Genomic DNA, 12,635 nt, shown 5'->3' with positions numbered 1-12,635 from the left:
CCTTTCGCTCCATGAGCTGGAGCCAGCGACTTCTGACAGGACGAACCGAACGGAACGGAACGCACGGACAACAACAGCAGGCGAGAGCGCGCGATGACCGTGCCAGCTAGCGCCGCTCAGCGTCAGGATCAGGATCGGGATCAGGATCGGGGAAGGGGAAAATAGCGCGGATAGCTGCCAATACCTCCGCTGTTGAACTGTCTCCCGGCACGCACTCGAAACCGACCTGGCCATCATAGCCGAGGGCCAGCATCTCACGGTAGATCCTGGCGATGTTGATCTCCCCCGTACCCGGAGCACCACGCTCGGGGACATCGGCGATGTGGATCGCGCCGACCAGATCAATGGTCGCTCGCAGGTTATTGATCAGATTCCCTTCGTTGATCTGTTGGTGGAAAAGATCAAAGACCAGCCTCAGCCGGGGTGAATTGAGACGCCGGACCAGATGGGCGGCGTCGAGGACGCTGCGCAGCAAATAGCCATGAACATGGAGCTTGCTGAGCGGCTCGATCAGGAGCGTCACCTCCAGCCCCGAGCTATCGACCAGCTCCACCAGGCGCCAGAGTCCTTCCTCTAGCCCCTGCCAGCGCTCTGCCTCGCTCAGAGAACGGGCCGGAGGCACTACCTGCCCCCCAGGACCAACCTCGTCGCTCTGAACAAAGAGGGCCCGGATACCACAACGCGCTGCCGTCTCCAGCGATTCACGAAACTGGTCGAGAACGCGGGCATGGTCAGCAGCATTGCTCAGCGAGCCAAACCGCGAGCCAAAGACCGAATTGATAAAGATGCCGTGATCAGCAGCGACCCGAGCCAGATGGTCAATGTCCTTGTCAATCCAGTCCCAGAAATCAACACCGGCAAAACCCGCACGCGCCGCCTCCTTGATGCGCTCCTCAACCGGCAACTCACGCCAGAGAAACTGGTACTGCGGCGCCTCCGCTATCGCTTCAATCATGGCAATGTACTGCATGGTGCCATCCTCTCGCTGGCGTCCCTTGCTTGCACCGGGCTTCCATCAGTGTGGTATAGTGATTATACCACTTCTGGCAGCGGTCAACCCGGCCCTCGACTGAGGAGGACAGGGGTGGGCGCTCTCTTTGCCGCCGCCAATGTGGTATAATCACTATACCACTTTTTGCGGAGCCCGTCAAGCCTCCGGCGGGCGGCCCGTCCGTGGTCGGGGGAGTCCTGTGAAGAACAAGCAAGCAAACAAGAAAGAGAGGGAGCGAGATGAACTTCCAGATCGACCCTCGCGAAACCGCCCTACTCGTCATTGACGTCCAAAACGCCTTTTGTCACCCCCGGGGAACGCTTGGTCTCAGCGGTGTCGACACCGGGCCGCTGGCGGCCATCATTCCCCACATTCGCCGTCTGGTAGAGGTTTGCAAGGTCTGTGGCATCCCTGACATCTGGACCATTCAGCACCACTTTGCCGAAGATTGCACGCGGGAGCTGCACCGTATCACCCCGCACACGCAGAAGCGGGCTCGCATTGCCTGCCAACCCGGCACCTGGGATGCCGAGATCGTTGCCGAACTGCAGCCCCTCATCGACGAGCGCAGCCATCTCATCGAAAAGCACAAATTCAGCGCCTTTTACGGCACACGGCTAGAGGTCCTCCTGCGTATCCTTGGGCGGCGGCTGCTGCTCATCACTGGCACCACCACCAACGCCTGCATTGACACCACTGTCCGCGAGGCTTACATGCGCGACTACGACATCGTCGTTGTACGCGAATGCGTTGGGGGCATTGACCCGGCCTGGCATGACATGGCCCTGGCCGTCTGGGAGCGCTACATTGGCGCCGTTGTCTCCCTGGACGAGCTGCTGCCTGTCATCGAGCGAGTCACCACTCAGGTCGAGCCACAGAGCTGAGCCACAGTGGCGAGCGGTCCATCCACGCCGAACGATTCGCCAAGAGCAAGACCGACAAGACAGAGAACAAGAAGAGAGGAGCGAGCAACATCATGGCAAAAGCGGACCTGGTCATCAAGAATTGTCGCATCGTCACGCCCACCACCACCTTCGCCGGCTGGCTCGCTGTGCGTGATGGCAAGATCAGCGCTCTCGGCGACGACGACAGCCCGCCGGCGGCCCAAGAGACCATCGACGGGCGCGGTCACTATTTACTGCCCGGGCGCGTCGAGCCACACATTCACCTGGGCGTCCACTACCCTTTTGACCAGGACGTCGAGCAGACCAGTGCCGCCGCCATCGCCGGAGGCACCACCGTCATGATGCCGCACAATCGGGCCAAAACCTCCTATCTAGAGGTCTATCCGCGCTGGGAGCGCAGCATTGCCGAGCACTCCTACTGCGACGTGGTCATTCACCTGCAGATCCAGAATCGGCAACACATCGACGAAATCCCCCTCTACCACGAGCGCTTTGGCGTCCTCTGCTACAAGCTCCATCTCGACTACCGTGCGCCTGCGGTGGCCGAGCTAGACATCGAGCCGCTGGATGATGGCGATGCCTATCTCACCATGAAGCAATGCGCACCCTTCAATGGGCTGGTGGCGCTTCACTGTGAGGATGTCGAAATCGTGCGCTACACCTTGCCTGCCATCCAGGCCACCGGGCGCAGAGACCTGCAAGCCTGGAGCGATGGGCGGCCCGCCTTCTGCGAAGTGGCCGACATCCACACGATGGCCTACCTCAGCGAACTCACCGGCTGCCGCATCGTCGTCCTGCACCTCAGCACCGCCGACGGAGTAGACGCTGCGGCCCGCTGGACCAAGGTCCCGCCCGTGCTCGAAACCCTCGTCCAGTTTCTGACAGTCTTCCCCGAGGAGGCTGGAGCGCGCATCGGAGCCATTGGCAAAATGAATCCGCCCCTGCGCGACCGCGCCAACGGTGAGCGCCTCTGGGAAGCCATTCGCCGTGGAGCCATTGCCACCGTTGGCACCGACCACATCGCCTGCGAAAAGCACGAAACCGATGACCTCTGGAGCGTCACCGCTGGCATGCCTGGCATTGAAGTCGCCCTCCCGCTTCTCCTCTCCGAAGGTGTTCACAAAGGCCGCATCACCCTGCAGCAACTCGCCCACGTCGCGGCCCTCAATCCCGCCCGCCTCTACCACATTGACGACCGCAAAGGTTCCATCGCCATTGGCAAAGACGCCGACCTCGTCCTCGTCGACATGGAAGCCGAGCGCGTCGTCAGTCCCGAGACCACCTTCTCCAAGCTCAAAACGCCAGCCAACGGCATGACAGTCAAAGGCTGGCCGGTGCTCACCATCAAGGGGGGCCAGCTTGTCTATCGCGAGGGCCAACTGCTCGTCAAGCCGGGCATCGGGCGCGTCCTGCGCTCCTATCCCTAAGCGAGGAGAGGGCTGCCGGCCAGACCGGGCGGCGGCCCAACGGTAGCAGCCTGCCGTCTCGTCAGCCGATCAAACCAGAGAGCCAGAAAACAGCGAGGAACGAAGCGATGACACGCATCCTCATCGATAACGTCGACTATCTTCTGACCGTTGATCAACACGACAGTGTCCTGGAGCACGCCTCGGTCGTCATCGAAGACACGCGCATTGCCGCCGTAGGCCGGGCCGACGACATCGCCGCCCGTTACCGAGGTAGCCACTTCGACCGCATCATCGAGGGGCGGCGCACCCTGCTCATGCCTGGCCTCATCGAAGCCCATGTCCACCTCTCTGAGCAGCTCAGTCGCGGCCTCTTTCCCGATAGCCTCACCACGCGGCCCTGGGTCTTCAACTGGGCCAAGCCCTTCTATGCCGCCGTCGACGAAGAGGCTGAGCACTGGAGTGTCCTCTTAGCCTGTCTCGAAATGATCAAGACCGGCACCACCTGCTTCCTGGACATGGGTTCCCAGAACGACGCCGGCATCACCGTCCAGGCGGCGGCCCAGGCCGGCATGCGTGGCATCACGGGCCGTCACGCCGCCGACGTCAAGCCGGAGGTCATCCCACCCTACTGGACCCCTGAGATGGTCGCCCATCACTTCTTCCGCGACGCCGACGAAGCCCTGGTCGCCCTCGAAGCCTGCGTCAAGCGCTGGCACGGCTACGCCGACGGACGCATCCGCTGCTGGGTCAACATCGAAGGCAAAGAGCCATGCAGTCCCGAGCTACACCGTGGTGCCCGCCAGCTAGCCGAGCGGCTCGGAGTCGGCACCACCTATCATATTGCCTCCTCCATCGAAGAAGCGCGTGTCAGCGAGCAGAAATATGGTCTCTGGCCGGTCGAGCGACTGGAGCGCATAGGCGCCTTGGGGCCGAATCTCGTCCTGGCCCATGTCGTGGCCATCAAAGACCATGAGATCGCCTTGCTGGCTCAACGAGGAACCAAAGTAGCCTTCTGTCCTGGCACCTCACTCAAGATTGCCAAGGGAGCCACGCGCATCGGCAGCTATCCCGAAATGCTGGCTGCCGGTGTCACCGTCGCCCTTGGCTGCGACGGTGTTTCCGCTTCTGGTGCCCTCGACATGACGCGCCAGCTCTACCTGGCGGCGGGTCTCTTCAAAGATGCGCGCATGGATGCCGCCATGATCCCTGCCCGGCAAGCCATCCGTATGGCCACCATCGAAGGGGCGCGCGCCTTGCTCTGGGACGATGAAATCGGCTCCATCGAAGTTGGCAAGCGGGCTGATCTCATCTTCTTCGACCTCAACCAGGTCGAATGGGTGCCTTGCAATGATCCCGTGCAGACCCTGGTCTACGCCGCCACCGGCAGCAGCGTCAAGCACAGCATCATCAATGGCACCCTGGTCATGGAGAATCGCCGTATCCTCACCTTTGACGAAAGCGAAGTCATCGAGCAAGCGCGACGACTCACGGAGCGAGTCGTCGCGCGTTCGGGTCTCAAAAGCAGTCAGATTCCCATTACCACCAGCCTCTATGATTGAGAGCTGGGACTACTCGGCGGAGTCTTCAGAGGAGAAGAGCCGGGGCCAGCTCCATCCATCGCCGTCGGAGTTGCCGAGTCACTGCTGCTCGTGGCCTTCAGACGAGGACTGGCCACCGGCTTGCCGTCGCCGTCGCCATAGAGGAAACAGTGGGTCCAGTGACCGTTACCCAGCTGTGTGCGGCCTGGGAATCGCTGGCGGCAGATCTCCATCGCATGAGGGCAGCGCGGATGGAAGCGGCAACCGCTGGGCGGATTGATCAGGCTAGGAATCTCGCCGCGTGCCGGCAGCTCCACCTTCTGGCCGGCCATCATCCGGTCGGGATCGGGAGCCGCCGACAGCAGCAACTGAGTGTAGGGATGCTTCGGACGCTGCGTCACCTCCTCGCTGGGGCCGCCCTCCACCATCTGCCCGGCGTACATCACCAGCGTCTCCTCCGCAAAGTAGCGAGCACTCGCAATATCGTGCGTAATATAGAGCAGCGCGAGCCGTTCCTCATCCTTGAGGCGTAGCAACAGATTCAGAATATCGAGGCGGATCGAGACATCGAGCATCGAGACCGGCTCGTCGGCCAGCAGAACCTCCGGGCGCACGGCCAGAGCGCGAGCGATGGCGATACGCTGGCGCTGGCCACCGCTGAGCTGGTAAGGATATTTTTCAATAAACTGCTCAGCGGGCGTCAGGCTCACGCGGCGCAGCAGCGCCAGAATTTGTTCCGTTTCCTCCTGGCGGTTATGGACGTGGCCATGCACGCGCAGGGGACGACTGAGATGGTAACGGACACTGTGGATCGGATTCAAAGAAGCGAAGGGGTCCTGGAAAATCAGCTGCACATGGCGCCGATAAGCCCGCAGAGCCTGGCCACGAGCCTTCAGATCGACTGGCTGGCCGTGGAAGCGGATCACCCCCGACGTTGGATCATAGAGGCGGGCCAGCATGCGTGCCACAGTCGTCTTACCGCTGCCACTCTCCCCCACCACAGCCGTCGCGCGTCCCGGGTAGAGGGCCAGCGAAGCATCTTCCACGGCATGGACAGCACGTGGGGGGCCGAAGAGGCGAATCGAGCGTAGCGGGAAATCCTTACGCAAATGCTCGGCCTCCAGCACTGGTTCTAAAACCTTCTCAGGAGTCTGTTCCACCGTCAGCTGCTCGAAAACGCTCATGCGATTGCACTCCCTTCAGCCAGAGCCTCGTAGCGTGCCGCGAACTCGGCGCTGCTCGGCGGCCCTTCTGGACGTTGATGAGCATCATAGAGATGGCAGGCCACCAGTTGATCTGGCGTCTCAGCCGTCGAGGGCTGCAACTGGGGCTCAAGCTGCTGGCAAGGCTGCCAGGCAAAGGGGCAACGAGGATGGAAAGCGCACCCAGCGGGGACAGCGCGCAGATCGGGAGGAGAGCCAGGAATCCCAACCATGCGGCGAATAGGGCCATGCAACTTGGGGAAAGAATTCAGCAGGCCGTAGCTATACGGATGGCATGGGTGAGCATAGAACGCCCGACTGCTCGCCTTCTCCACCATCCTGCCGGCGTACATTACCGCAATCGTATCGGCCAGCTCCAGCAGTAGCGACAGATCATGAGTAATAAAGATCAGCGCCGTCGAAAACTCGCGGCAGAGCGAGCTGACCAGATCAAGGATCTCGCGCTGGACCACCACATCGAGCGCCGTCGTTGGCTCATCCATAATGATCAGCTCTGGCGTCAGCGCCAGGGCAATGGCGATTACCGCGCGCTGGCGCATGCCGCCACTCAGCTCGTGGGGATAACTGCGAAGGCGATCGGGGGAGATACCGACGATTCTTAGCAACTCGGCAGCGAGTTCCCTGCGATGCGCGGCACTCATTTCAGGGCAATGCGTTTTCAGCACATCCATAATCTGAGTGCCAATCGTCATCACCGGATTGAGGGCATTCATGGCGCTCTGGAAGACGATGGCCATCTCATGCCAGCGGAAGGCCCGCAGCTGAGCCGGAGAGAGCCGCAGCACGTCGATCGTCTCCGGCGAAGGAGCAGGAGAAGCAGCGGCAGCACCATGCTGGGCCGTGCGATGACCGGCTCCCAGATCGCTCACCGCGACAATTTGAGAGGCCTTTTCGAGCTTCTCGCCCTTGCGCGGATGATAGAGCACCTGGCCGCCGGTGATATAAGCTGGAGGGCGCAGAAGACGCGAGATCGCGTAAGCGAGCGTCGACTTGCCGCAGCCACTCTCGCCCGCCAACCCCAGAATCTCGCCCCGCCGCAGCTCGAAGCTCACCTCTTTGACCGCGTGCACGATGCCGTTGACCGCGTAGTAGTCAACGCTCAGATCGCGGACCTCCAGCAGGACATCATTGCCGCTGCTCTGATTGTTGGGGGTATGGAGAGACTGGTTGTCCATCATAGACATTACGTTACCGCCTTCTCTTTGAGTTCCTTCGGCACATGCTCGCTGACCTCGCTGCGCAGACGCGGATCGGCGATCTCATCGATACCGAAGTTGATCAGCGCCAGGGCGGCACCAAGCAAGGCGATACAGCAGCCTGGGGGAGCGAACCACCACCAGAGGCCAGAGAAGATCGAATCGGACTGCTGAGCCCAATAGAGCATGCTTCCCCAGCTCACGGTATTGATATCGCCCAGACCCAGGAATTCCAGTGCCGTCCAGGCCAACAGCACAAAGATCACTGTGCTCACAAAAGCCGCCGCCACAATGCCGATCTCGTTGGGGAAAATCTCGAAGAAAATGATACGCCACACATTCTCACCGCTGGCCCGCGCCGCCGTGACAAACTCACGGCTGCGCATCGAGAGCGTCTGTGCTCGCAGCAGGCGGGCGTTGAAAGACCAGTTGGTGAGGATAATCACCAGGGCGATCGTTAGCGGCCCCTTGGGGAAGTAGCCGACCGCCACAATGGCCAGCGGGAGCGCAGGGATCACCAGAAAGACGTTGGTCACCAGCGAGAGAAGCTCGTCGATGATCCCGCCGAAGTAGCCGCTCACCAGGCCGACCACGACCGAGACCAGTGTCACCAGCAGGCCGGTCAGGAAACCCCAGAAGACACTGCTGCGCGTGCCGTAGAGCAGCTGCGAGAAGATGTCCTGACCCGTGGCCGTCGTGCCCAGCCAGTGGGCTGCCGAGGGCGGCGTTTCCGAAAGCCTGGAGGTCGCAGTGGGATCATAAGGGGCCAACAGTGGCCCAAAGATGGCCACCAACAAGAAGAAGGCGACAATGCTGCTGCCAATCGCCACCTTGCGATTGCTCGTCAAGACCCGCCAGACGAGCCGAAGGCTCCCTCCCAGACGGGCCAGCCGCGAATCCCTGCGTGGAAACTTTTTTGGAAACGTTGACGGGATCGTTTCCGGCTCTAGAGTAGCAACGTGCTGAAGATTCTTGCCCAGGCTCATAGTGGTCAGGCGCTCCTTTCGAGGCGGACGCGGGGATCGAGGAAAGCGTAGCTCAGCTCGGCGAGGAAATTGGCGCCGAGCACGCCGAGGGCGACGACCAGGAAGATGCCCTGCATCAGGGAATAGTCCTGGTTTTGGACCGCCTGCAGCAGGGAGTAGCCGATGCCGGGGTAGGAGAAGACCATCTCCGTCAGCAACTGGCCGCCGACAATGAAGCCCAGCGAGATAGCGAAGCCGGCCACATTGGGCAGAATCGCATTGCGGGCCGCGTAGGCGAACATAATGCGACTGGTGCGCAAGCCTTTGGCCTTCGCCATCAGCACGTAGTCCTCTGAGAGCGTAGTAATCATCGAGTTGCGCATGGTGAGCATCCAGCCGGCGATGGAAGCGATAACAATCGTCAGGGCTGGCAAGATCCCATGATATATCACGCTTGCGATGAAATCAAGCGTCCATCCTGGGTCGACATTCAGCTCATCGTAGCCGCCGGTCAGGGGGAACCAGCGCAGCTCGAAGCCGAAGATGTAAAGGATCAAGAGGGCCATCCAGAAGTAAGGGATCGCCGACAGGAAATTCAGCACTGGTGACAAGATCGTATCGAGCAGCGAGCCGCGTTTCCAGGCCACAATGATGCCCACCAGGCAGCCGAGGGCAAAACTGAGGATCACGGAGACCAGGCCCAGACCCAGCGACCAGAAGATATCGCGCCCGATGACGTTGGTCACTGGTTCGAAGGAGGAAGTCACGGCCACCCCCAGGTTGCCGTGCAACAGACTATTGAGGTAGTCGAGGTACTGGACAGGGAGCGGGTCACTGGTATTATAGCCCAGCTCCGCCTGGATGGCCTTCAAGTAGGCGGCTCCCACGTGGATACCGCGACTCTGCAGATTGCCCAACAGTACTGCTGCCGGGTCACCTGGAGCCAGGCGCGGAATCACGAAGTTCAGGGTAATTGCCGCCCAGGCGGCGAACAGATAGAACAGAATGCGACGAAGCAAGTGGCGCATTCAGGGACTCCTTCGTACCTTCCGTGATCTGCGCTGCGCCAGACCTGTCATCGAGGCTCGCAGGCAGCGCAGATAGGCAAGGCGCGCTCCTCAGAGATTCTCCCCATCTGGGGGGAGTATACCATCAAGATTGAAGCAGAACAACGGTCAACGTAAAGAGATCACTCGCCTGCGCCTGCCGCCTCTCTCCTGGACTGGTCTCAGACAAGGGGATGGCCTCTCTGGCCAGGGCCGAGAGGCCATCCCGCTGCTCGGCAGGTCCCGGAAGTAGGGAGGGAGCCTACGAAACGGGCTGCAGGTGCATCACAATAATCTCATTATCGGGATAGGAGTAGGGCGAGCCGACAGCGTACTGGTTCTGCTGGTCGGGCCAGCCGGTGAAGCGCATCGTGTTGTACTCGAACCAGCGAGCGCCGGCCACCACCGGAATCCAGGGCACCTGCTCAACCATGATGCGTTCCAGGCCCTGGATCGCCTGCTTCTGGAGAGCCGGGTCCATCGTCGATGCGAACTGCTGGAGAAGCTTGTCGGTCTGGGCATCCTTCCAGTAGCTGCTGTTGCGTCCATTGGGCGGAATGTTCTGGCTGCTCAGCGTGCCATTGTAGATGGAGTAGGGAGTAGGGCCGCCTCCCACACCGCTGATCATCAGCTGGTAAGGTTTCGCTGCTGCTCGGAAGGTGAGATACTGGGCTTCCGGCATGAGCTTGATATGGATATCGATGCCTGCGGCCTTGAGGTTGCTCTGCACCACCTGGGCCCACTTGTTCCAGTCAGAGTACTCGGCGACCGAGATCAGCTCGAAGGAGAGGCGCTGGCCATTCTTAGTGAAGATACCGTCGCTTCCCTGGGTATAGCCGGCACTCTTGAGGATCTGTTGAGCCTGGCTTGCATTGGGGGTCGTCGCCAGGTTGGCATACTCTGGCAAGACATATTGCTGATTGCCGGGCGTGGGGAGCAGGCCTGTTTGTGGTGCGGGGGGCACGAGACCCGACTCGCCCTGCTGGGCCGCTGCTTGCCGGTCAATGGCCGCGCTGATCGCCTTGCGCACCGCCACGTCGCTCAGCAGCGGGTCATGCACGTCGATGAAGATCCCGAACTCGTCAACTGGGGCCATGAAGTAGTGGAAGTGCTGCGGGTCCTTGGCTACAAAGTTCTGCTGAAGGTTGTCTGCATAGTAGCCCGACCAGTCGACCTGGCCGCTGGGCATGACCAGCTTGAAGGCATCGTTGTCTTTGTAGCGCGGCTCCTTGATTTCGTCAACCTTGACGAGGTTGGCCTGATAGTAGCTGGGATTCTTGTCCAGTACCAGCAGATCAGAGGTGTATTTGCCTACGACGAAGGGGCCAGTGCCAACTGGCTTGCTGCTGTAATATTTGGTAACATCGCCGACCGATTCGAAAATGTGTTTGGGGATGATGACAGTCAGGCCGGCAATGTAATAGATCGCCCCGGGGAAGGGCTTCTGGAAGGTCATGACAACCGTGTTGGCATCGGAGGCCACGACGCTCTTGAGATAGCCCCAGTCGCCGTTCAGGTCCGCAGCTGGATATTGCTTGAGGGCGTTGAAGGTAAAGACGACATCGTCGGCGCTGAAGGGCTGGCCGTCGTTCCATTTAACACCCTGCCGCAGATGGAAGGTGACCTGGGTGTAGTCGCTGTTGAATTGATGGCTGAGCGCCAGCAGAGGATGGTAGGTGTTGTCATTGACGTTGCAGAATTCAAGTGGCTCATAGACGAAGCCGTTGATGCCGATGTTCGGCGTGGGGGCATAGGGGTTGAAACCCTGATCGGTGAAGGCGCTGGCTTGCGCAGCCAGTGTGAGGACCTTTTTGCCGGACTGGCTGCTCTGCGAGCTGCTCCCGCCACAGGCTGTGAGCAGCAGCGCAAGGAGGGCCAGGAGGCTGAGACACAGGATGCCGGCCTTGCGCTTCATGCCTGTTGTGCGCTCTGGGTTGCCAAACACAAAGAACCTCCTGTAACGGCTCTTGAAATACGGTGAGTATTTACCGCTTGTTGGTGCTCCGCGTGGGCCTGATCAGCGCAGGCTGGAAAACGCTGTCGCTAAGCGCCAGCCTGCCCCTGGCCAGGGAGGAAATGGATGCCTGCGCTCTCTGGCTTCTGCCGCGCCGCCCAAGTTGCTCCTCGCCTGATAACTCGCCTCGGCACGGCGCGGCCCAAGCTGAGCCGCTCTGTCGGTTGTCGATGCTGCTGAGGTGATGGTCGCCCCTCTCGTCTCGTGTCTCTGCGGATCGGTGCCACGAGCGCGCGCTTTTACCCGCTCCCCGCTGCGGGCGCCACGGCGCCACCGTGCCCTCCTCTCGTCACTCCTTTCCCGGTCGGCGCAGCCTTTCTGCCTCCGACCCCTCTTTTGAGAAATATGACAGATCGTCTAGACCAGTTCTCTAGAAACTATACTCCCTTTCCTGCGATCTGTCAAGACATCTAGACCACTAGACCAAAAATTGACGAGAACTCTCGCGCAAGCCCCGCTCTACCAGGGGCAAGATGTAGTGAGGCTGGCAGGCTCACAATCGCGCCATGCCATTTATGCCTCTGTTGCTCCCAATGCCACTTGCATGGCTGCTATCGTCGCTCTCTCAGCGTGAGATGGACGCCCTGCTCTCGGTGAAGAGACGCACGGCGTCGCTGAAAGAAGGTAGACCATTGGGGCGACTTCACCGATGGTGATGCATACTGACGTTGTCGACCTCGACGCGATAGCGGAAGGCACATGCGGCGGCCCCACTGCGGGTGAGGATCAAGGCGGCGTTGCCATACTCGCCAGCATTGATAAGGGTGGTGGCCTCAGCGAGCTGGTTTAGTTATTTATAGGCAATGGCCACGGGCGTGTCAAGGGCGAAGGGCTTCAGAGGCGGTCTTGTTAGGGGAAGCTTCGAGAGATGGGAAACTGGGTGAGGTAGAGACCTTTCCTGGGGCCAATTCCACGACTGCTCTTCCTGTTGCCAGACCAGGCAGAGAAGAACACTGGCCTGGCCCTGGCTGCGGGTGCCGGGCGAGCCTCACCTCTCTGCCTGGATGAGCGCGGTGAAGACGCGGGCTGCTACTCGCCTTTTTTGTGCCCTTTCTCGTGGTGCTGCTTCATGACGGTGCGGGCAGCGACCTCACGTGCTCGCTTGCCATAGCGCCCACTCTTCTCTGCCTCTTCTTTGATGTGTTCGTATTGCCGCTCTTCTTTTTCGCCTACCCCTTTGAGGGGCTTTTTGTCTGGCATGGTAACCTCCATGACTTCCTGTGACAACGGTTGGGTTCAGGGCCGTGAGCGATGCATCACCTCCTTCAACACGAGTGAGGGGGGGAGGAGAGAGACAAGAGGAGCGAGTCATGGCTGCGATCTTCTGGCAAGAGGGGATGCCGGAGGA

The 12,635-nt window shown here is 60.7% G+C and carries 11 protein-coding genes; 4 read left to right on the top strand and 7 right to left on the bottom strand.

What is annotated here, in order from left to right:
- Nucleotides 1–106: 106 nt before the first annotated feature.
- A complete protein-coding gene (locus BGC09_RS15550) occupies nt 107–970 on the bottom strand; it encodes a TIM barrel protein (RefSeq protein ID WP_069804992.1) in 864 nt (287 codons plus the stop codon).
- Between the two features lie 260 nt (nt 971–1,230).
- On the opposite strand from BGC09_RS15550, the gene BGC09_RS15545 reads away from it, so the two are divergent.
- The 3 genes from BGC09_RS15545 to BGC09_RS15535 all read left to right on the top strand — a co-directional run bounded on the left by BGC09_RS15545 (nt 1,231) and on the right by BGC09_RS15535 (nt 4,864).
- Nucleotides 1,231–1,875, top strand: coding sequence for a cysteine hydrolase family protein (locus BGC09_RS15545; protein ID WP_069804991.1), 645 nt, complete (start codon nt 1,231–1,233; stop codon nt 1,873–1,875).
- A gap of 92 nt (nt 1,876–1,967) precedes the next feature.
- Nucleotides 1,968–3,323, top strand: a complete 1,356-nt coding sequence (locus BGC09_RS15540; protein WP_069804989.1) for a dihydroorotase — start codon at nt 1,968–1,970, stop codon at nt 3,321–3,323.
- A 107-nt stretch (nt 3,324–3,430) separates the two neighbouring features.
- A complete protein-coding gene (locus tag BGC09_RS15535; RefSeq protein ID WP_069804987.1) occupies nt 3,431–4,864 on the top strand; it encodes an amidohydrolase family protein in 1,434 nt (477 codons plus the stop codon).
- On the opposite strand, the gene BGC09_RS15530 is transcribed toward BGC09_RS15535, so the two are convergent.
- The 5 genes from BGC09_RS15530 to BGC09_RS15510 form a co-directional block, all read right to left on the bottom strand.
- The gene (locus BGC09_RS15530; RefSeq protein ID WP_069804985.1) at nt 4,855–6,027 is read right to left on the bottom strand and encodes an oligopeptide/dipeptide ABC transporter ATP-binding protein; all 1,173 of its coding nucleotides are present in this window, start codon (nt 6,025–6,027) and stop codon (nt 4,855–4,857) included. The genes BGC09_RS15535 and BGC09_RS15530 overlap by 10 nt on opposite strands.
- The gene (locus BGC09_RS23425; RefSeq protein ID WP_439959668.1) at nt 6,024–7,244 is read right to left on the bottom strand and encodes an ABC transporter ATP-binding protein; all 1,221 of its coding nucleotides are present in this window, start codon (nt 7,242–7,244) and stop codon (nt 6,024–6,026) included. Before BGC09_RS23425 ends, BGC09_RS15530 begins: the two co-directional genes overlap by 4 nt.
- A gap of 5 nt (nt 7,245–7,249) precedes the next feature.
- Nucleotides 7,250–8,248, bottom strand: a complete 999-nt coding sequence (locus BGC09_RS15520) for an ABC transporter permease (protein ID WP_084658973.1) — start codon at nt 8,246–8,248, stop codon at nt 7,250–7,252.
- Between the two features lie 5 nt (nt 8,249–8,253).
- A complete protein-coding gene (locus BGC09_RS15515) occupies nt 8,254–9,255 on the bottom strand; it encodes an ABC transporter permease (protein WP_069804983.1) in 1,002 nt (333 codons plus the stop codon).
- 280 nt (nt 9,256–9,535) lie between these two features.
- On the bottom strand, nt 9,536–11,218 hold the full coding sequence (locus BGC09_RS15510) for an ABC transporter substrate-binding protein (RefSeq protein WP_069804981.1): 1,683 nt from the start codon (nt 11,216–11,218) through the stop codon (nt 9,536–9,538).
- Nucleotides 11,219–11,936: 718 nt separating this feature from the next.
- Between BGC09_RS15510 and BGC09_RS22945 the strand changes: the two genes are divergently transcribed.
- Nucleotides 11,937–12,077 carry a hypothetical protein gene (locus BGC09_RS22945; protein ID WP_176728945.1) on the top strand — a complete coding sequence of 47 codons (141 nt, stop codon included), beginning with the start codon at nt 11,937–11,939 and terminating at the stop codon, nt 12,075–12,077.
- 239 nt (nt 12,078–12,316) lie between these two features.
- On the opposite strand, the gene BGC09_RS22940 is transcribed toward BGC09_RS22945, so the two are convergent.
- Nucleotides 12,317–12,487 (bottom strand): hypothetical protein, encoded by a 171-nt coding sequence (locus BGC09_RS22940; RefSeq protein ID WP_176728944.1) that lies wholly within the window; start codon nt 12,485–12,487, stop codon nt 12,317–12,319.
- Nucleotides 12,488–12,635: the final 148 nt, after the last annotated feature.

Origin of the sequence: Thermogemmatispora onikobensis (genome assembly GCF_001748285.1) — a bacterium.
In the GTDB taxonomy this organism is placed as follows: domain Bacteria; phylum Chloroflexota; class Ktedonobacteria; order Ktedonobacterales; family Ktedonobacteraceae; genus Thermogemmatispora; species Thermogemmatispora onikobensis.
Note: the sequence above shows the minus strand (reverse complement) of the source record. Positions and strands in the feature narration are given on the sequence as shown.

Excerpts from the sequence above, each read along its gene's own strand:
- BGC09_RS15550 (WP_069804992.1), bottom strand. The coding sequence starts at position 970 with ATGCAGTACATTGCCATGATTGAAGCGATAGCGGAGGCGCCGCAGTAC.
- BGC09_RS15545 (WP_069804991.1), top strand. The coding sequence starts at position 1,231 with ATGAACTTCCAGATCGACCCTCGCGAAACCGCCCTACTCGTCATTGAC.
- BGC09_RS15540 (WP_069804989.1), top strand. The coding sequence starts at position 1,968 with ATGGCAAAAGCGGACCTGGTCATCAAGAATTGTCGCATCGTCACGCCC.
- BGC09_RS15535 (WP_069804987.1), top strand. The coding sequence starts at position 3,431 with ATGACACGCATCCTCATCGATAACGTCGACTATCTTCTGACCGTTGAT.
- BGC09_RS15530 (WP_069804985.1), bottom strand. The coding sequence starts at position 6,027 with ATGAGCGTTTTCGAGCAGCTGACGGTGGAACAGACTCCTGAGAAGGTT.
- BGC09_RS23425 (WP_439959668.1), bottom strand. The coding sequence starts at position 7,244 with ATGATGGACAACCAGTCTCTCCATACCCCCAACAATCAGAGCAGCGGC.
- BGC09_RS15520 (WP_084658973.1), bottom strand. The coding sequence starts at position 8,248 with ATGAGCCTGGGCAAGAATCTTCAGCACGTTGCTACTCTAGAGCCGGAA.
- BGC09_RS15515 (WP_069804983.1), bottom strand. The coding sequence starts at position 9,255 with ATGCGCCACTTGCTTCGTCGCATTCTGTTCTATCTGTTCGCCGCCTGG.
- BGC09_RS22945 (WP_176728945.1), top strand. The coding sequence starts at position 11,937 with ATGGTGATGCATACTGACGTTGTCGACCTCGACGCGATAGCGGAAGGC.
- BGC09_RS22940 (WP_176728944.1), bottom strand. The coding sequence starts at position 12,487 with ATGCCAGACAAAAAGCCCCTCAAAGGGGTAGGCGAAAAAGAAGAGCGG.